At 68.5% G+C, this 17,879-nt stretch carries 17 protein-coding genes; 10 read left to right on the top strand and 7 right to left on the bottom strand.

Annotated elements, in window-relative coordinates; translation table 11 throughout:
- Nucleotides 1–90, top strand: a 90-nt coding sequence (locus tag DIE03_RS30790; protein ID WP_143031905.1) for a 4Fe-4S dicluster domain-containing protein, incomplete at its 5' end; no start/stop codon positions are given.
- A 137-nt stretch (nucleotides 91–227) separates the two neighbouring features.
- Here DIE03_RS30790 and aroC read toward each other — a convergent pair.
- The 3 genes from aroC to DIE03_RS30775 all read right to left on the bottom strand — a co-directional run bounded on the left by aroC (nucleotide 228) and on the right by DIE03_RS30775 (nucleotide 4,148).
- Nucleotides 228–1,328, bottom strand: a complete 1,101-nt coding sequence (aroC, locus tag DIE03_RS30785; protein WP_124455984.1) for a chorismate synthase — start codon at nucleotides 1,326–1,328, stop codon at nucleotides 228–230.
- A gap of 290 nt (nucleotides 1,329–1,618) precedes the next feature.
- Nucleotides 1,619–3,553, bottom strand: coding sequence for an MFS transporter (locus DIE03_RS30780; protein WP_124455983.1), 1,935 nt, complete (start codon nucleotides 3,551–3,553; stop codon nucleotides 1,619–1,621).
- 139 nt (nucleotides 3,554–3,692) lie between these two features.
- Nucleotides 3,693–4,148, bottom strand: coding sequence for a CBS domain-containing protein (locus DIE03_RS30775; RefSeq protein WP_006488504.1), 456 nt, complete (start codon nucleotides 4,146–4,148; stop codon nucleotides 3,693–3,695).
- A 157-nt stretch (nucleotides 4,149–4,305) separates the two neighbouring features.
- Here DIE03_RS30775 and DIE03_RS30770 point away from each other — a divergent pair, with 157 nt between their 5' ends.
- On the top strand, nucleotides 4,306–4,623 hold the full coding sequence (locus DIE03_RS30770) for an Mpo1-like protein (protein ID WP_069256448.1): 318 nt from the start codon (nucleotides 4,306–4,308) through the stop codon (nucleotides 4,621–4,623).
- A 15-nt stretch (nucleotides 4,624–4,638) separates the two neighbouring features.
- On the opposite strand, the gene DIE03_RS30765 is transcribed toward DIE03_RS30770, so the two are convergent.
- Entirely contained in the window at nucleotides 4,639–5,970 is a 1,332-nt protein-coding gene (locus DIE03_RS30765; protein WP_124455982.1) for a YihY family inner membrane protein, read from the bottom strand.
- Between the two features lie 145 nt (nucleotides 5,971–6,115).
- Here DIE03_RS30765 and wrbA point away from each other — a divergent pair, with 145 nt between their 5' ends.
- Genes wrbA through DIE03_RS30745 form a run of 4 tightly spaced genes read left to right on the top strand, consistent with a single transcriptional unit; the run spans nucleotide 6,116 to nucleotide 9,430 of the window.
- Nucleotides 6,116–6,736 (top strand): NAD(P)H:quinone oxidoreductase, encoded by a 621-nt coding sequence (gene wrbA / locus DIE03_RS30760; protein WP_124455981.1) that lies wholly within the window; start codon nucleotides 6,116–6,118, stop codon nucleotides 6,734–6,736.
- Nucleotides 6,733–7,125, top strand: coding sequence for a DUF2069 domain-containing protein (locus tag DIE03_RS30755; RefSeq protein ID WP_124455980.1), 393 nt, complete (start codon nucleotides 6,733–6,735; stop codon nucleotides 7,123–7,125). The genes wrbA and DIE03_RS30755 overlap by 4 nt, the downstream gene beginning before the upstream one ends.
- Before the next feature lie 18 nt (nucleotides 7,126–7,143).
- Complete coding sequence (locus tag DIE03_RS30750; RefSeq protein WP_124455979.1) at nucleotides 7,144–8,565, top strand: FAD-binding oxidoreductase; 1,422 nt, start codon at nucleotides 7,144–7,146, stop codon at nucleotides 8,563–8,565.
- 25 nt (nucleotides 8,566–8,590) lie between these two features.
- Nucleotides 8,591–9,430, top strand: coding sequence for a metallophosphoesterase (locus DIE03_RS30745; protein ID WP_124455978.1), 840 nt, complete (start codon nucleotides 8,591–8,593; stop codon nucleotides 9,428–9,430).
- Nucleotides 9,431–9,488: 58 nt separating this feature from the next.
- Here the strand turns inward: DIE03_RS30745 and DIE03_RS38445 are convergent, their stop codons facing one another.
- Together DIE03_RS38445 and DIE03_RS30740 are read right to left on the bottom strand one after the other, a co-directional pair.
- Entirely contained in the window at nucleotides 9,489–9,641 is a 153-nt protein-coding gene (locus tag DIE03_RS38445) for a hypothetical protein (protein ID WP_185658256.1), read from the bottom strand.
- A gap of 117 nt (nucleotides 9,642–9,758) precedes the next feature.
- Nucleotides 9,759–10,700, bottom strand: coding sequence for a LysR family transcriptional regulator (locus tag DIE03_RS30740; RefSeq protein ID WP_124455977.1), 942 nt, complete (start codon nucleotides 10,698–10,700; stop codon nucleotides 9,759–9,761).
- Nucleotides 10,701–10,857: 157 nt separating this feature from the next.
- Between DIE03_RS30740 and DIE03_RS30730 the strand changes: the two genes are divergently transcribed.
- The 4 genes from DIE03_RS30730 to DIE03_RS30715 are packed head-to-tail and all read left to right on the top strand — an operon-like array spanning nucleotide 10,858 to nucleotide 15,782.
- Nucleotides 10,858–12,474 carry an efflux transporter outer membrane subunit gene (locus tag DIE03_RS30730; protein ID WP_124455976.1) on the top strand — a complete coding sequence of 539 codons (1,617 nt, stop codon included), beginning with the start codon at nucleotides 10,858–10,860 and terminating at the stop codon, nucleotides 12,472–12,474.
- A gap of 15 nt (nucleotides 12,475–12,489) precedes the next feature.
- Nucleotides 12,490–14,694, top strand: a complete 2,205-nt coding sequence (locus tag DIE03_RS30725; protein WP_124455975.1) for an FUSC family protein — start codon at nucleotides 12,490–12,492, stop codon at nucleotides 14,692–14,694.
- On the top strand, nucleotides 14,691–14,894 hold the full coding sequence (locus tag DIE03_RS30720) for a DUF1656 domain-containing protein (protein WP_011351756.1): 204 nt from the start codon (nucleotides 14,691–14,693) through the stop codon (nucleotides 14,892–14,894). Before DIE03_RS30725 ends, DIE03_RS30720 begins: the two co-directional genes overlap by 4 nt.
- Nucleotides 14,895–14,906: 12 nt before the next feature.
- Nucleotides 14,907–15,782, top strand: coding sequence for an HlyD family secretion protein (locus DIE03_RS30715; protein WP_011351755.1), 876 nt, complete (start codon nucleotides 14,907–14,909; stop codon nucleotides 15,780–15,782).
- 21 nt (nucleotides 15,783–15,803) lie between these two features.
- Here the strand turns inward: DIE03_RS30715 and DIE03_RS30710 are convergent, their stop codons facing one another.
- A complete protein-coding gene (locus DIE03_RS30710) occupies nucleotides 15,804–17,477 on the bottom strand; it encodes a methyl-accepting chemotaxis protein (RefSeq protein ID WP_124455974.1) in 1,674 nt (557 codons plus the stop codon).
- Between the last annotated feature and the right edge of the window lie 402 nt (nucleotides 17,478–17,879).

Here is a 17,879-nt window from a genome sequence, read left to right as displayed (position 1 = left end):
TGCAAGACCTGCGACATCAAGGACCCGACGCAGAACATCGTGTGGGTCACGCCCGAAGGCGGCGGCGGGCCGAATTATCCGAACATGTAATCCGCCGGAACGCGCCGCCACGCGCGGCGCGCTTTTGTGGACCGCCACAAACGAAACGGGGCGCTGCTTGACGCAGCGCCCCGTTTTGCAATCTTGGCAGGCCGTCAGGCGAGACGCCGCGCCCCGCCCCGCTTGCGTCAGGTCGCGCTGCCGGCAATCTTCGGCGTCGACGTCTCGACATCGCCGCACTGCGCACGATGGCGCAGCGCGTGATCGATCAGCACCAGTGCGAGCATCGACTCGGCGATCGGCGTCGCACGAATGCCGACGCACGGATCGTGGCGGCCGAACGTCTCGACCGTCGCCTCGTCGCCTGCCTTCGTGATCGAACGGCGCGGCGTACGGATGCTCGACGTCGGCTTGATCGCGATCGACACGGTGATGTCCTGCCCCGTCGAAATCCCGCCGAGCACGCCGCCCGCATGGTTGCCGACGAAGCCGCCCGGCGTCAGTTCGTCGCCGTGCACCGAGCCGCGCTGCGCGACGCTGTCGAAGCCCGCGCCGATCTCGACGCCCTTCACCGCGTTGATGCTCATCATCGCCTTCGCGATATCGGCATCGAGACGGTCGAATACGGGTTCGCCCCAGCCGACCGGCACCCCCGACGCGACGACGTCGATGCGCGCGCCGATCGAATCGCCATCCTTGCGCAGCGCGTCCATGTACGCCTCGAGTTCCGGCACGATCGCCGCATTCGGCGAGAAGAACGGGTTCTCGCGCACGTGCGACCAGTCGACGAACGGCACGTCGATCTCGCCCAAGCCGCTCATGTAGCCGCGCACCTCGACGCCGAAGCGCTCGCGCAGCCACTTCTTCGCGACCGCGCCCGCACCGACGATCGGCGCGGTCAGGCGCGCGGACGAGCGGCCGCCGCCACGGTAGTCGCGGATGCCGTACTTCTGCCAGTAGGTGTAGTCGGCGTGACCGGGACGGAACGTCTCGACGATGTTGCCGTAGTCCTTGCTGCGCTGGTCGGTGTTGCGGATCAGCAGCGCGATCGGCGTGCCGGTCGTCACGCCTTCGAACACGCCCGACAGGATCTCGACCTCGTCGGCCTCCTGCCGTTGCGTCACGTGCCGCGACGTGCCGGGCTTGCGGCGATCGAGTTCGACCTGGATGTCGGCTTCGGTCAGCGCCATCCCCGGCGGGCAGCCGTCGATCACGCAGCCGATCGCGGGACCGTGCGATTCGCCGAAGGTCGTGACAGTGAAAAGCGTGCCGAGGGTATTGCCGGACATGATGGAACCGCCCAAAGAGAAATGGGCAAACCGATGCACTGCCAGGGCCGCAGGCAGGCCGATCCGTTTGCCGGTCGAGAAAAAGAGGTAAACCGCTATTATGCCAGCCGTCCCGGACCCGCGGGCCGTGTGAACCGTTCAGACCACACGGGCCGGCCGCGGATAAGGGAAGGTATGAGGCAAGTAGGCGATCGCGGGCCCTCGGCGTTGCGCCCGGGACCCGCCGAACCGGGGCCGCCATCCCGGCCCGATGCGCGGATCGATCATCCCGCGCCGGACCCGGCACCTGCCTACTTCCGCGCGCCGCGCAGCTCGGTCACCGCCGCCTGCAACAACTCGGGCGTCGCGACCGATGCCGCGATCGGCTCGCCGACCGCCAGCGTCAGCCGGCTCATCACGCCGCGCTTGATGGGGCGCGGCATCCGCGCATCGGAATGCCGCGAGAAATAGCTGCCCCACAGCCCGCGCAGCGCCATCGGGATCACGGGGGCCGGCGTGCGGCCCAGGATCTCGGTGATGCCGTGATGGAACGTATTGATGTCGCCCGTCTTCGTCAGCTTGCCCTCGGGGAAGATGCACACGAGTTCGCCTTCCTTCAGCGCGGCCTCGCACAAGTCGTACGCGCGCGCGAGCATCGCGGGATCCTCGTGGCGCGGCGCGATCGGGATCGCCTTCGCATGCCGGAACACCCAGCTCGCGAAGCGCGTCTTGAAGATCCGGTGATCCATCACGAAACGGATCGGGCGCGGGCTCGCGGCGGCCAGCACGAGCGCGTCGACGTAGCTGACGTGGTTGCACACGAGCACGGCCGCCCCTTCCGCCGGGATCCGCTCCGCATGGACGAGGCGGATCCGGTAGAACGTATGCACGAGCACCCACGCGACGAAGCGCAGCAGGAACTCGGGCACGAGCAGGTAGATATACGTCGCGACGATCACGTTCAGGAGCGCGGTGACGAGGAACAGCCCCGGGATGTCGACGCCGGCCTTGGTCAGCCCCATCGCCATCACGGCCGACAGGATCATGAACAGCGCGTTCAGGATGTTGTTCGCGGCGATGATCCGCGCGCGGTGCGTCGGCGCGCTGCGGCTCTGGATCAGCGCGTACAGCGGCACGCTGTAGAAGCCGCCGAACATCGCGAGCAGGAACAGGTCGGCCAGGATGCGCCAGTGGCGCGCACCGGCCAGGAACTCGCCGACCGACAGCAGGTGGCCAGGCGACGGCAGCGCGTGGCTCGCGAAATACAGCTCGATCGCGAACACGCTGATGCCGATCGAGCCGAGCGGCACGAGGCCGATCTCGACCCGCCGCTGCGACAGCCGCTCGCACAGCAGCGAGCCGAGGCCGATGCCGACCGAGAACGTCGCGAGCAGGATCGTGACGACGTCGGGGCTCGCGGACAGCACGTCCTTCGCAAAATTGAAGAACGACGTGAGGAACGTCGCGCCGACGAACCACAGCCACGAGATGCCGAGCAGGCTGAGGAACACGGTGCGGTTCTGGCGCGCGAGCCCGAGGTTGCGCCATGTTTCGCTGAACGGATTCCAGTTGATCACGAGATCGGGCTGCGGCGCGGGCGTCGACGGCACGCGCTGCGCGACGAGCCGCCCCGCGAGCGCGATTGCCACGACGCTTACCGCGAGCACGCGCTCGCCGGCGCCTTCGATGCCCGCGGCCGCACCGCCGATGATCGTGCCGATCAGGATCGCGATGAACGTGCCCATTTCGACGAGGCCGTTGCCGCCGACCAGCTCATGCTCGCCCAGATGCTGCGGCAGGTACGAATACTTGACGGGCCCGAACAGCGTCGAGTGCATCCCCATCATGAACGTGCACAGATACAGCAGCGTCGCGCTGTGCGTGACGAAACCGGCCGCGCCGACGAGCATCAGCACGATCTCGAAGGTCTTCACGAAGCGCGTGAGGGTCGCCTTGTCGTATTTGTCGGCGATCTGGCCGGACGTCGCCGAGAACAGCACGAACGGCAGAATGAAGATCGCGGAGATCAGGAACGCGGCCGTCTTCGCGTCGACGCCGGAGAACCGTGCGGTGTGATAGGTGACGAGCGACGTGAAGCCGATCTTGAAGACGTTGTCGTTCAGCGCGCCGAGGAACTGGGTCGTGAAGAACGGCGCGAAACGGCGCTCGCGCAGCAGGTCGAACTGCGATGCGTGGGCGCGCCGTTCGTCGCGCCGCCCCGAAGTGGCTTGCGTGTGATCGCTCATGCGGAATACGCGCGCGTCGTCTCGGCGAAGCTGCGCGGGCCTCGTGTTGTCGTTGAAAAAACGGCGGCGCAGGACAAGCCTGCGCCGCCGCGTGCCGGATGGCGGCGCCCATGCATCAAGGTGCCGGGCGCGGCATGGTTCACGGCTTGTGCGCTTCGGCTTCCGATTCCGGCCAGTCGCGGATGTACGCCTTCAGCATCCGGTTCTCGAAGCTCTGCGCCTCGACGACCGTCTTCGCGACGTCGTAGAACGAAATGACGCCCATCAGCACCTTCTTGTCGAGCACCGGCATGTAGCGCGCGTGACGCTCGAGCATCATCCGGCGCACTTCGTTGACGTCGGTTTCCGGCGTACACGTGAGCGGCTCGTCCATCACCTTGCGCACCTGGACGTCGCCGATCGCGCCGCCGTTCACGTGCAGGCGCAGGATGATCTCGCGGAACGTCAGCATCCCGACGAGATCGCCGTACTCCATCACGACCAACGAACCGATATCGTGTTCGGCCATCGTATCGACCGCTTCGCGCAGCGGCTTATCGGGCGTCACCGTAAACAGCGTGTTGCCCTTCACTTTCAGAATATCGCTGACGCGCATCGTAGTCCCCTCATGCTTGAATGCAAAATCTCTTTCGATCCTATCGGAAAGCCTGTCAAAAGGAAAGCGCGGCCCGGCGCGGCGGCCCGCCGCCGCTTGCGGACCCGGGCCGGCCGCCGCACAATGACCCTATCGATGGCGGCCCGAGGAGACGGCCATGGCGCATACGCATTCCGAGCAATTCGCCAGCTTCGCTGATTTCTACCCGTATTACCTGAACGAACACCAGAACCTGACTTCGCGGCGGCTGCACTTCATCGGCTCGCTCGGCGTGATCGGCTGCGTCGCGATGGCGATCGCGACGGGCCACTGGCTGTGGCTGCCGGCGGCGATCGTCTGCGGCTACGGGTTCGCGTGGGTCGGACACTTCTTCTTCGAGAAGAACCGCCCGGCCACGTTCCGGCACCCGATCTACAGCCTGATGGGCGACTGGGTGATGTTCAAGGACATCTGCACCGGCAAGATTCCGCTGTAGCGCCGGGCGCCGCCTTCATGCAGGCCGCGGCGGCCGCGCGTGCGGGTCGGGCACGCCGTCGGGTGCCTGCCCGCCGCTCCCGGCCGGCTGCGCGCCCGCGAGCCGGTGCGCGGCGATCAGCGACGCAAGCGACACGTCGAACCGGTCGCTCGACAGCACCGCGAGCAGCGCCGCGCCTTCGACGTGGCTGCGGCGACGCTGCAGCTGATAGGTCAGCTCCGTGCGGTCGATCACCAGCACGTCGAACAGTTGCGCGAGCGTCAGCTGCTCCGGATTCGCGAGCAGGATGTAGCGCGGCGTGGTCTCGCCGCCGCCTTCGAGCCGCGCAATCCACTCGCGCTCCTCCATCGTCGTCAATAACCGCTGCGCGGTTTCCATGTCGCAGCGCAGCATGGTCGCCAGCCGCATTGCCGTGTAGCCGCGCTTGCCGGCCGCGCGCGCTTCGGCCAGCCGCGCGAGCAGTTCGAGCGCGTCGAGCAGGTCGCTGCCCGGATAGTGAATGCGGTGGAACTGGCCGACGCGGATCGCCGGCAGCGCGGACGCCACCATCGCGCCGAGCAGCGCGATGAACCAGCTCAGGTACACCCACAGCAGGAACACCGGCAGCGCCGCGAACGCGCCGTAGACGGCCGTATAGGTCGGAATGCGCCGCACGTAGTAGCCGAAGCCGCGCTTCGCGAGCTCGAACGCGACGGCCGCGAACAGGCCGCCGATCACCGCGTCGCGCCACGCGACCGCACAGTTCGGCAGGTACACGTACAGCAGCGTGAACGCGAGCACCGTCAGCGGCAGCGAGACGAGCGCGAGCAGCCACTCGACGATCGACGTGGACGGCCCCGCGCCGGTGAATGCGAGCGACTGCGTGAACAGGTACGACGAGATCGACAGGCTCACGCCGAACAGCAAGGGCCCAAGCGTGATCAGCGCCCAGTACGCGAGCACGCGCTGCGCGAACGGCCGCGGCTTGCGCACGCGCCAGATCAGGTTGAACGCCGATTCGATCGTCATCATCGTCATCACCGACGTGACGACGAGCACGATCAGGCCGGCCGTCGTCAGCCCCTTGGCCTTCGACGCGAACTGGTTCAGGTACTTGAAGATCTGGACGTTGAACTGCGCAGGCATCAGGTGATCCGCGAGGAAGCCCTGCAGCGAGATCTGGAACGACGCGAACATCGGGAACGCGGTGAACAGCGCGAACGCGACCGTCACGAGCGGCACGAGCGCCAGCATCGTCGTGAAGGTCAGGCTGCCCGCCACTTGCGGGATGCGATCCTCGGCGCTGCGCCGGGCCGCGAACTGCGCGAGGCGCTTGAGGGTGTCGAGATCGACGCTCAACTTCGGCAAACGACTTCTCCTTCCTGATGCCGCGCGCCTCATGGCGCGCCGCCGCCGCGCTGCGCGACGGCTTCAGCCCCTATAATAGCCGCTCGATTCCAGCAGGGGCCGACTGCACCGGGCACGCGCGCGGCCGCATGCGGCTCCGTAGCCCATGAAAGACATCCTCGTCCTCTATTACAGCCGTCACGGCGCCACGCGCGATCTCGCGCTCGCGATCGCAAACGGCATCGACAGCGTGCCGGGCATGCAGGCGCGCATCCGCACCGTGCCGCCCGTGTCGACCGTCTGCGAAGCGACTGCCCCCGACATCCCCGCCGACGGCCCGCCGTACGCCGAGCTGCGCGATCTCGAGGAATGCGCGGGCCTCGCGCTCGGCTCGCCGACGCGCTTCGGCAACATGGCCGCATCGCTCAAGTATTTCCTCGACGGTACGACGCCGCAATGGCTGTCGGGCGCGCTGACCGGCAAGCCGGCGAGCGTGTTCACGTCGACGGGCAGCCTGCACGGCGGCCAGGAATCGACGTTGCTGTCGATGATGCTGCCGCTGCTGCATCACGGGATGATGATCGTCGGGATCCCGTACACGGAATCGGCGCTCAGCACGACGCGCACCGGCGGCACGCCGTACGGCGCGTCGCATGTCGCGCACCACGACCGCACGGCGCCCGGCGGGCTGTCCGCGGAGGAGAAGGCGCTCGCGGCCGCGCTCGGCGTGCGGCTGGCGCGCGCGGCGGCCGCCCTGTCGGCCGCCCAGGCCGCCGAGGCCGCATGAACACCCCCGCCCGCCCCGCCGTCGCGGCCCGGCCGCGCTACGCGCTGGCCGCCGCCGCATGCCTCGCAGCGCTGATCGCGCTGTCGCTCGCGTGGGAACTGTGGCTTGCGCCGCTGCGCCCGGGCGGCTCCGCGCTGATGCTCAAGGCCGTGCCGCTCGCGCTCGCACTGCCCGGCGTCTGGCGGCGTAACATCTATACGATGCAGTGGGCGAGCATGCTGATCCTCGTCTATTTTGCCGAAGGCATCGTGCGCGGCATGTCCGATCGCGGGCTGTCCGCGACGCTCGGCTGGTGCGAGACCGCGCTTGCCGTCGGCTTCTTCGTGGCGGCGCTGGCCTACGTCGCGCCGTACAAGCGCGCGGCGAAAAAGTCGCGCGCCGCGTCCTGACCCTTACGCGACAAGGTGATGATGTCCTCCGAAGCTTTCGTTTCCGCGTGCCGCGACGCGATCGGCGCCGACCACGTGCTGACCGACCCGCACGATACCGAACCGTTCCTGACCGACTGGCGCCGCCGCTACAAGGGCGCCGCGTGCGCGGTGCTGAAGCCCGCGAACACGGCTGAAGTCGCCGCACTCGTGAAGCTCGCCAACACGCACGGCGTCGCGCTCGTGCCGCAAGGCGGCAACACCGGCCTCGCCGGCGGCGCCACGCCCGACGCGAGCGGCAGCCAGGCCGTGCTGAGCGTCGCGCGCCTGAACCGCGTGCGCGCGCTCGATCCGCACAACAACACGATCACCGTCGAAGCCGGCGTGATCCTCGCCGACGTGCAGGCACGCGCCCGCGAAGGCGGCCGGCTGTTCGCGCTGAGCCTCGCGGCGGAAGGCAGCTGCACGATCGGCGGCAACCTGTCGACCAATGCGGGCGGCACCGCGGTGCTGCGCTACGGCAACGCGCGCGAGCTGTGCCTCGGGCTCGAGGTCGTGACGCCGCAGGGCGAAATCTGGGACGGCCTGCGCGGATTGCGCAAGGACAACACGGGCTATGACCTGCGCGACCTGTTCATCGGCGCGGAAGGCACGCTCGGGATCATCACGGCGGCCGTGATGAAACTGCATCCGCTGCCGGCCGCGCAGGTCACGGCACTCGCCGCGCTCGAATCGCCGCACGCGGCGCTCGACTTCCTGTCGCTCGCGCAGCGCGCGGCCGGGCCGCTCCTGACCGGCTTCGAACTGATGTCGGATTTCTGCATGCAACTGGTCGGCAAGCACTACCCGCAACTGCGCTGCCCGTTCGCGCAGACGCATGCGCAGACGGTGCTGCTCGAACTGTCCGACAACGAAAGCGAAGCGCATGCGCGCGCGCTGTTCGAGAAACTGATGGAAGAAGCGTTCGAAGCGGGGCTCGTGGTCGACGCGGTGGTCGCGGAGAATCTCGCGCAGTCGCGCGCGTTCTGGGACCTGCGCGAGCATATCCCGCTCGCGCAGGCCGACGAAGGGCTCAACATCAAGCACGACATCGCGGTGCCGATCTCGTCGGTCGCACGCTTCATCGACGAGACCGACGCGGCGATCCAGCAGGCCGCGCCCGGTGCACGCATGGTCACGTTCGGCCACCTCGGCGACGGCAACCTCCACTACAACGTGCAGATGCCCGAAGGCGGCGACGCGAAGGCGTTCCTCGCGGCGTTCCAGGCGCCGATCAACCGGATCGTGTACGACAACGTGCACCGCCACCACGGCACGATCAGCGCCGAGCACGGGATCGGCCAGCTGAAGATCGACGACGCGCAGCGCTACAAGGCGCCGGTCGAGACGACGCTGATGCGCACGCTGAAGACCGCGCTCGACCCGCGCGGCCTGATGAATCCCGGCAAGGTCCTGCGCTGAAGCCGCCCACTCCGGAGCCCCGCCCGTGAAAGTCCGCGTCCTGTCCGACCTGCATCTCGAAAGCAACCAGCCCGACGTGATCGCGCATGCCGACGCGGATCTCGTCGTGCTGGCCGGCGACATCCACAATCACGCGGAGGGCCTGCGCTGGGCCGCCGAGACGTTCGATCCCTCCGTGCCGGTGGTCTACGTGCCGGGCAACCACGAGTATTACGACGGGGAATTCGGCGCGCTGGAGACGGCGATGCGCGACGCGGCGCACGCGCTCGACAACGTGCATTACCTGAACAACGGCGTCTACGTCGATCCCGAGCAGCGCTTCCGCGTGCTCGGCACGACGCTCTGGGCCGATTTTTCGCTGTTCGGCCGCGACGAAGCCAGCATGGCCGGCGCGATCGACGCCGCGCTGCGCGTGATGCTCGATTTCAAGGGACTGATCCAGGTGACCTGGCCGCACGACGCGGCGCTGCATGCGGCACCGGGTACGCCGGGTGCGCCTGAACGGGATTTCTCGCCGGCCGACGCGATCGCGCTGCACCGGCAAAGCCGTAAATGGCTGGAAACGCAACTCGCGACGCCGTTCGCGGGCAAGACGATCGTTGTCACCCATCATGCGCCGCACCGGCGCTCGCTGGCGGCACGCTATGCGGAAGATCTTGCGTCGGCGGGGTTTGTGACGGACATGGCGGAACTGGTGCAGCCGCCGGTGGATCTGTGGCTTCACGGCCACACCCATACGTCATTCGACTACGTTGCGGGCGGCGGAACACGCGTGGTGTGCAACCCGCGCGGCTACATCCACCGGCGCACCGGCGAACTCGAAAATCAAGCGTTCGCGTGGGACAAGGTCGTCGAGCTCGGCTGAACGCCGGCCCGCCAGGCCGCGTTGCGCGGCCTTCCCGCCACCGCGCGTGACGGCAGGATCAGCGGCCGCGGCCGCGCGGCTCGCGCACGCGCACCGGAACCGGCTTCATCTGCGCCTTCGCCTTCATCGCGCGCAGCAGGTCGCGGGTCGCCGCGGCGGCAGCGGCTGCGCCCAGCAGGACGCCAAGGCCGATCATCAGGTGCGTATCCATTGCTACTCCGGGGTTGCGTATCTCGTTAATTCCCACAGTATCAAACTGTCTGACACGCGTTCGTAAAAAAATGTTGCGTGAAGGACAAATCTCGTCAGATTGCGGTCAACCGCGCTGTCATGTCGCATGCGTGTACTGCTCGAGCGCGGCTTCGTCCGCTTCGAGCGTGAGCGGCAACTCTTCGCGCAGGAAATCGACCCAGGTGCGAATTTTCGCGTCGAGGTACTGGCGCGACGGATACAGCGCGTAGATGTTCATCACGTGCGACCGGTACGCCGGCATCACGCGCACGATGTGCCCGCTGCGCAGCCAGCCGATCGCCGAATAGAGCGGCAACCCGCCGATCCCCATCCCTTCCCGCACGGCCACCGCGAGCGCCTCGGCGACGTTCACGCGAAACGGCGGCGCCGTGATCGGCACGATCTCGTCGCCGTTCGGCCCCGCCAGCGCCCATTCGTCGAAGTGAAAGCCCGGCGCGACCATCCCGAGGCATACGTGCTGCGCGAGATCGGCCGGCAGCCGCGGCACGCCGTGCGCCTCGACGTAGCCGGGCGACGCGCAGACGACGCTGTAGCTCTCGCCGAGCCGCTGCGACACGAGCCCCGAATCGGGCAGGTCGCGGCCGACGACGATCGCGACGTCGTACCCCTCGTCGAGCAGGTCGGGCATCCGCTGCGCGAGCGTCAGTTCGACATGCACGTCCGGATAGCGCTCGCGGTAGCGCGCGATCGCCGGCACCAGGTAGTGCTGGCCGAGGCTCGTGAAGCAATGGACCTTCAGCTTGCCCGACGGGCGTGCGTGCGCGTCGCCGGCCTCGGCTTCGGCCTGATCGACGTACGCCAGGATCTGCTCGCAGCGCTGCAGGTAGCGCTCGCCGGCTTCGGTCAGCGCGATCCGGCGCGTCGTGCGGTTCAGGAGACGCGTGCGCAGGTGCGCCTCGAGATCCGAGACCGCGCGCGACGCGTAGGCGGTGGTCGAGTTCATCTGCTGGGCAGCCGCGGTAAAGCTTCCCGCGTCGACCACGCGAACGAACACCCGCATGTTTTGTAGCGTATCCATCCCATTACCCGTTTGAATCCGGAGGGATTGTTGCACAGGGGCCAACAAATATTATCTCAGGATTCGTAAAAATGACTTGCACCGTTGTCCATTTATTCAGGAATCACTGAAAAATATAATCGCATCCGACTCATCTATATCCGAAAGGGAGAAAATCGTGCAGTCTCCGGCGACAAAAGGGACGCTCGCACTGGCGGTTCTTGCAGTCTCATTAATAATGGCCGGATGCGCGAGCATGGGCGACAACAACAAGCCGCAATCGGCCCGCCTCGAGGCGAACGCGCTCGACGCCGGCGCCGCGATCCGCGGGGCCGACCGCGACGCGGGCTGGCCCGCGGCCGACTGGTGGCGCGCCTATCGTGATCCGCAACTCGACGCATGGATTGCATCCGCCCAGGCCGGCAATCCGACCCTCGCGGCCGCCGAGGCGCGCGTGCGCGAAGCGCAGGCGATGGCGCGCGTCGCCCGCTCGGCCGAACTGCCGCAGATCAACGGCAACCTGTCGCTGACGCGCGAGCACTGGCCCGACAACGTGTTCTACGGCCCGGGCCCGCTCGCGAACGCCGACACCTGGAACAACACGGGCACGCTCGGCCTGTCGTACCACCTCGACCTGTGGGGCAAGGACAAGAACGCGACCGAACGCGCGCTCGACACAGCGCATGCGACCGCCGCCGACGCGCGTGCGGCGAAGCTCGAACTCGAAGTCAACGTCGTGCGCGCGTATGTCGGCATGTCGATGAACTACGCGCTGCTCGACCTCGCGCATGAAACGTTCGAGCGCCAGCGTTCGCTCGCCGATCTCGCGCGCAAGCGGCTGCAGGCCGGCCTCGGCACGCAGCTCGAAGTGAGCCAGGCGGAATCGACGCTGCCCGACTACGAGCGCCAGATCGACAGCTACGAGGAAGCGATCCAGCTCGCGCGCCATCAGCTCGCCGCGCTGGCCGGCAAGGGCCCGGGCGCCGGCGACGCGCTCAAGCGGCCGCAGCTGTCGCTCGATGCGCCGGCCGGCTTGCCGGCGGCGCTGCCGGCCGACCTGCTCGGCCGCCGCCCCGACGTCGTCGCGGCGCGCTGGACGGTCGACGCGCAGGCACGCGGCATCGACGTCGCGAAAGCGTCGTTCTACCCGAACATCGACCTGCTCGCGACAGTCGGCGGCTTCGGCGTGACCGCGCCGTTCACCGACTTCCTGCGCGCGATGAACGGCGGCTGGACGGCCGGCCCCGCGCTGTCGCTGCCGATCTTCGAAGGCGGCCGGCTGCGTGCGCAGCTCGGCGCGGCGAACGCCGGCTACGACCAGGCGGTCGAGCGTTACAACCAGACGATCGTCGGCGCGCTCAAGGACATCGCCGACCAGGTCGTGCGGATCCGCTCGCTCGATACGCAGAAGAAGGACGCCGCGCGCTCGGTGGCCGCCAATGACCGCAGCTACCAGCTGTCGCGCGAAGGCTTCCGCCGCGGGCTGACCGATTACGTGAACGTGCTGGTCGCGCAACAGCAGTTGCTGCGCGCGCAGGAGACGGCCGCCCGCATCGATGCGGAACGCCTCGCCGCGCATGCGCAGCTGATGGCCGCGCTCGGCGGCGGGGTCGAGACGGGCAAGGATGTGCGGGACGGCCATCCGTCGGGAGGCGATCCGTCGGGCGGCCAACCGCCGAAGGACAAGGCCGCCGCCGCGCCAGCCGCCGCGTCGGGCACGAAGCCCGTGGCAGCCGTCGCCCGGCCCGCGCAGGTCGCGACCGCCGGCGCGTCCGGCGTGACGGCCGCACGGTAACGCGGAGCGACCGCCATGTCTGCCTCCTCCCCCGCTTCCGCGCCCGCCGGCGGCCCGTTCGCGGCCTGGACCGCCGCGTTCGGCGACTGGGCCCGCACCGACGGCGCCGCGTGGCTCTACCTGTTCAAGGCGCTGCTCGCCGCGTTCATCGCGACCGGCGTGTCGATGCGGCTCGACCTGCCCGCGCCGAAAACGGCGATGACGACGGTGTTCATCGTGATGCAGCCGCAAAGCGGCGCAGTGCTCGCGAAGAGCTTCTATCGCGTCGCCGGCACGATCTTCGGGCTCATCGCGACGCTCACGTTCGTCGGGCTCTTCCCGCAGCAGCCGCAGCTGTTCCTGCTGGCCGTCGCGCTGTGGGTCGCGCTGTGCACGGCCGGCGCCGCGCGCAACCGCAACTTCCGCAGCTACGGCTTCCTGCTGGCCGGCTACACGACCGCGCTGATCGGGCTGCCCGCGTCGCAGCACCCGGACGGCGCGTTCATGAGCGCGATGACGCGCGTGGCCGAAATCATGGTCGGGATCGTGTCGGCCGGCGTGGTCTCCGCGCTCGTGTTTCCGCAGACCACGGGCGAGCAGATGCGCACGACGGTGCGCAAGCGCTTCGGCAGCTTCGTCGACTACGTCGCGTCGGCGCTGTCGGGCACGCTCGATCGCGCGCATATCGAAACCATCCATACGCGCTTCGTCGCGGACGTGGTCGGGTTCGAGGCCGCGCGCAGCATGGCCGTGTTCGAGGATCCGGACACGCGGATGCGCAGCGGCCGCCTCGCACGGCTGAACAGCGAATTCATGAGCGCGTCGAGCCGCTTCCATGCGCTGCACCAGTTGATGAACCGGCTGCATGCGGCCGGCGCGCAGGCCGCGATCGACGCGATCGAGCCGTACTTCCGCGAAATCGCGCCGCTGCTGCTGACGCCCGCCGGCGAACCCGTGCGCACGTCGACCGACGCCGGTCATGCGGCCGAGCAGCTGCTCGCCTGGCGCGACGCGCTGCCGCGCCACATCCGTGCGACGCGAGCGGCGCTCGAAACGCAGCCGGACTTTCCGCTGCTCGACTTCGATACGGCCGCCGAGCTGCTGTACCGTTTCATCACCGACCTGCACGAGTACGCGGCGACCTACGCGTCGCTGTCGACCGCGACGCACGAACGCGAACGCTGGATCGAGCGCTACGAGCCGCGCACCAACATGACCGCGATGGTGATCGCGGCGATCCGCACCGCGACCGTGATCCTCGTGCTCGGCTGGTTCTGGATCGAGACCGCGTGGCCGAGCGGCGTGACGATGACGCTGACGGCGGCGGCCACCTGCGCGCTCGCGTCGTCGACGCCGCGTCCGACCGCGATGTCCGCGCAGATGGGCATGGGTACCGCGCTCGCCGTCTGCACGGGTTTCCTGCTGACGTTCGGCATCTATCCGCACATCGACGGCTTCCCGCTGCTGTGCGTCGCGCTCGCGCCGCTGCTCGCGATCGGCATCTTCATGACGCTGAAGCCGAAGCTCGCCGGGTACGGGATGGGCTACCTGATCTTCTTCAGCTTCCTCGCCGGCCCGGACAACATCACGCACTACGACCCGACCAGCTTCATGAACGATGCGCTCGCGCTCGTGCTGTCGATGCTGGTATCGGCGATCGCGTTCGCGGTGCTGTTCCCGCCGACCGCGCCGTGGCTCAAGAAGCGGCTGTTCGCCGACCTGCGCCACCAGGCCGTCGCGGCCGGCCATGCGCGGCTCGCCGGCTTGCGCACACGCTTCGAGAGCGGCGCGCGCGACCTGATGTACCAGGCGCACACGCTGTCGGCCGACCAGCCCGACGTGCAGCGCGACGCACTGCGCTGGATGTTCGCGGTGCTCGAAGCCGGCAACGCGACGATCGACCTGCGCCACGAGCTGGCGACGCTGCCGCCCGACCCGCGCTATGCGCCGGCGATGCCGTGGCGTCGTGCGATCGAGACGATGCGCAGCGCGCTGGCCGCGCTGTTCTCGAAGCCGAACGCCGCGCGTTTCGACGCGACGCTCGCCGCGACCAATGCGGCAATCGACGCGACGCGGCAGGCGCTCGACGCGTTCGAGCCGTCGCGCGAGGAGCGCCACCGGCTGCAGCGCATCCTGAGCCATCTGCATTTCGTGCGCACCGCGCTGCTCGATCCGGAATCGCCGCTCGAGCCGCTCAACCGCAACCGCCCCGTGCGTCCCCAACCAGGAGCCTCGTCATGATGCCGCGTGAAATCGCCATTCTCGATGCCTACATGCCCACGGTGGTGCTGATGTTCGTCCTGGGCGCGCTCGCGACCTGGGCCGTCGACCGCCTGCTCGCCTATACGGGCCTCTACCGTCTCGTCTGGCACCCGTCGCTGTTCCGGGCCTGCCTTCTCGTCTGCATTTGCGGCGGACTGAGTCTCGCCGTTTACCGTTGATTCCGAACCATCATGATTCTCAGAAAACTCTTCGGCTTCGTCGCGACCGCCGTCATCCTTCTCGTCGCGATCCTGATCGGGCGCTCGCTGTGGGTGCACTACATGGACGATCCGTGGACGCGCGACGGGCGCGTGCGCGCCGAGATCGTCAACGTCGCGCCGGACGTGTCGGGCGCGATCGTCGAGCTGCCCGTGCATGACAACCAGCTCGTGAAGAAAGGCGACCTGATCATGCAGATCGACCCGTCGCACTACCAGATCGCGGTCGAGCAGGCGCAGGCGGCCGTCGCCGCCCGCCGCGCGGAACTGCAGATGCGCCGCGACGACGCGGCCCGCCGCGCGGATCTCGATGCGCTCGTCGTGTCGAAGGAAAACCGCGAGAACGCCGCGCACAGTGCGTCGAGCGCCGATGCGCAGTACCAGCAGGCGATCGCCGCGCTGGATGCCGCGAAGCTCAACCTCGAGCGCACGCGCGTGGTCGCGCCGGTCGACGGCTACATCACGAACCTGCAGACGTTCAAGGGCAACTACGCGGTGGCCGGCCAGGCGAAGCTCGCGATCGTCGACAGCCACTCGTTCTGGGTCTACGGCTACTTCGAGGAAACCAAGCTGCCGCGCGTGAAGATCGGCGCGCCGGCCGAAATGCGGCTGATGAGCGGCGGCGTGATGAAGGGCCACGTCGAGAGCATCTCGCGCGGCATCTACGATCGCGACAACCCGCAAAGCCGCGACCTCGTCGCGGACGTGAACCCGACGTTCAACTGGGTGCGCCTCGCACAGCGCGTGCCGGTGCGCATCAAGATCGACGACGTGCCGGCCGACGTGGTGCTGTCGGCGGGCACGACCTGCACGGTCATCATCGATCCGGACAAGCAGAAGAAGTCGTAACGGCCGGACGGCCCGGCGCGCTCAGGCCGCGATGCGGAAACGCCCGACCAGCGACTTCAGCGCCTGAGCCTGCTCGTCGAGCGCGTTGGCGGCAGCGGCCGCCTGCTCGACGAGCGCCGCGTTCTGCTGCGTGCCGGCGTCCATCTGCGTGACCGCGCGACCGATCTCGTCGATCCCGGCGCTCTGCTCGTCCGATGCCGCCGAAATCTCGCCGATGATGTCGGTCACGCGCTTCACCGCGCGCACGACGTCGCCCATCGTGCGGCCCGCGTCGTGCGCGAGCGCCGCGCCGTTCGCCACACGCTCGACCGACGCGCCGATCAGCTCCCTGATCTCCTTTGCCGCGGTCGCCGAGCGCTGCGCGAGCAGGCGCACCTCGCCGGCGACCACCGAGAAGCCGCGCCCCTGTTCGCCGGCGCGCGCGGCCTCGACGGCCGCGTTCAACGCGAGGATGTTGGTCTGGAATGCGATCCCCTCGATCGTGCCGATGATGTCGCGGATGTTCTTCGCGCTGTCGTCGATCTCGCTCATCGTCGCGACCACGCGCCCGACGACCTCCCCGCCCGTCTCCGCCACCGCCGACGCATTGGCCGCGAGCGTGCTCGCCTGCCGCGCGTTCTCGGCGTTCTGCCGCACGGTCGACGTGAGCTGCTCCATGCTGGCCGCGGTACGCTCGAGCGCGACGGCCTGCTGCTCGGTGCGGCGCGACAGGTCGAGGTTGCCGGTCGAGATTTCGCCGGACGCGGCCGCGATGGCCTCGGCGCTCACGGCGATCTCGCCCACGGTGGCCGCGAGCCCCGTCTGCATGTCGGCCAGCGCGCGCACCATGCTGTCGCGATCGTGCCGGCCGAGCGTGATCGGCCGCGTGAGGTCGCCGCGCGCGATGTCCGCGGCAATCTCCTTCGCGAGCGCGGGCTCGCCGCCGAGCTGCGACGCGAGGCGCCGCACGACGCGCTCGGCGATCACGATCGCGAGCACGATCAGCGCGGCCGTCATCGCCGCGATCATCGCGAACGACGACGAAAAGATGGTGGCCGATGCATCGAGCGTCGCCTTCGACTTCTCGCCGCGCGTCTTCACGAGTTCGGCGACGAGCTTCTCGAGCTTGCCGGTCTCGACCAGCAGCGACACGTCCTGCGTGCCGACCTGCCAGTTCATCTGCGACAGGTCGAGCGGCTGCGCGCGCACGAGCGTGACGAAATCGCGCAGATGCGCGCTCCATGTGCCGACGGCCGTCGAGAATGCGCGCAGCCGCGCCAAATCGTCGGCATCGGCCGGATCCGCGTAGCGCTGCAGCGTGCCGAGCGCCTGGCCGATCGACGCGAGCCCCGCGCCGACGTCGGCGCCGAGTTCGTCGCGCTCCTTCGCGGTGGTCGCGGTCAGCAGCATCTTCTGCGCGCGACTCGCACGCAGCACCTCGGCCCGCACCTCCTGCGCCGCGCGGCTCGCGACGTGGCCCTGCTCATAGACCGACGCGATCGACGCGTTCAGCCGGCTGATCTGCCACAACGAAAACACGCCGATCGCGAGCGTGCCGGCCAGCAGGATCGCGAACGCGGCGCGCAACGTCGCCTTGACGGTCCATGGCCGGCGCGCGCGGCGCGCCGCGCGCGGGCGCCGTGCGGCGCGACCGGCGGCAACGTCGGGTGCGGCGGCCGCCGCACCGGGCTGTGGATGCAAAGATGCTGCTTTCATCGAACTATCCCCGTATGGATCACGCTGCCGGAAAGGTCGGTCCCGGCAATCCCGCGATGGCAGGCCATGCCGCGCGTCCTGCGCCCGCCCGGCGGGTAGCCGGCCGGACGCGGCGCGCATGTTGTCATTGGGTCGTTCTACGGCCGCCACCGCCGTTTCTTGAGTCCGGTAAAACACCACCGAGCCCCGGCGCAGCCCTGCTGAAGCGGCGGACGCGCCGCCAGCGTTATACCCGTCCAAAAAAGCACGCAGCGGCCAATCCGTCCGATGAATGTCCGATTCGCGATAAAACTTGGCCTGACATTCTCGATACGCCACATTACACTTCTTTGACGCATCAACGAATCAAAGACGCGCCGATCCCCATCAGAGCGCGCCCTCCACCTCAACTCGTTCAGCTCA

The organism is Burkholderia sp. Bp8992 (assembly GCF_003853705.1).
Lineage (GTDB): Bacteria > Pseudomonadota > Gammaproteobacteria > Burkholderiales > Burkholderiaceae > Burkholderia.
The sequence above is the reverse complement of the archived record's forward strand: the minus strand, read 5'-3'. Positions and strand labels throughout refer to the sequence as shown.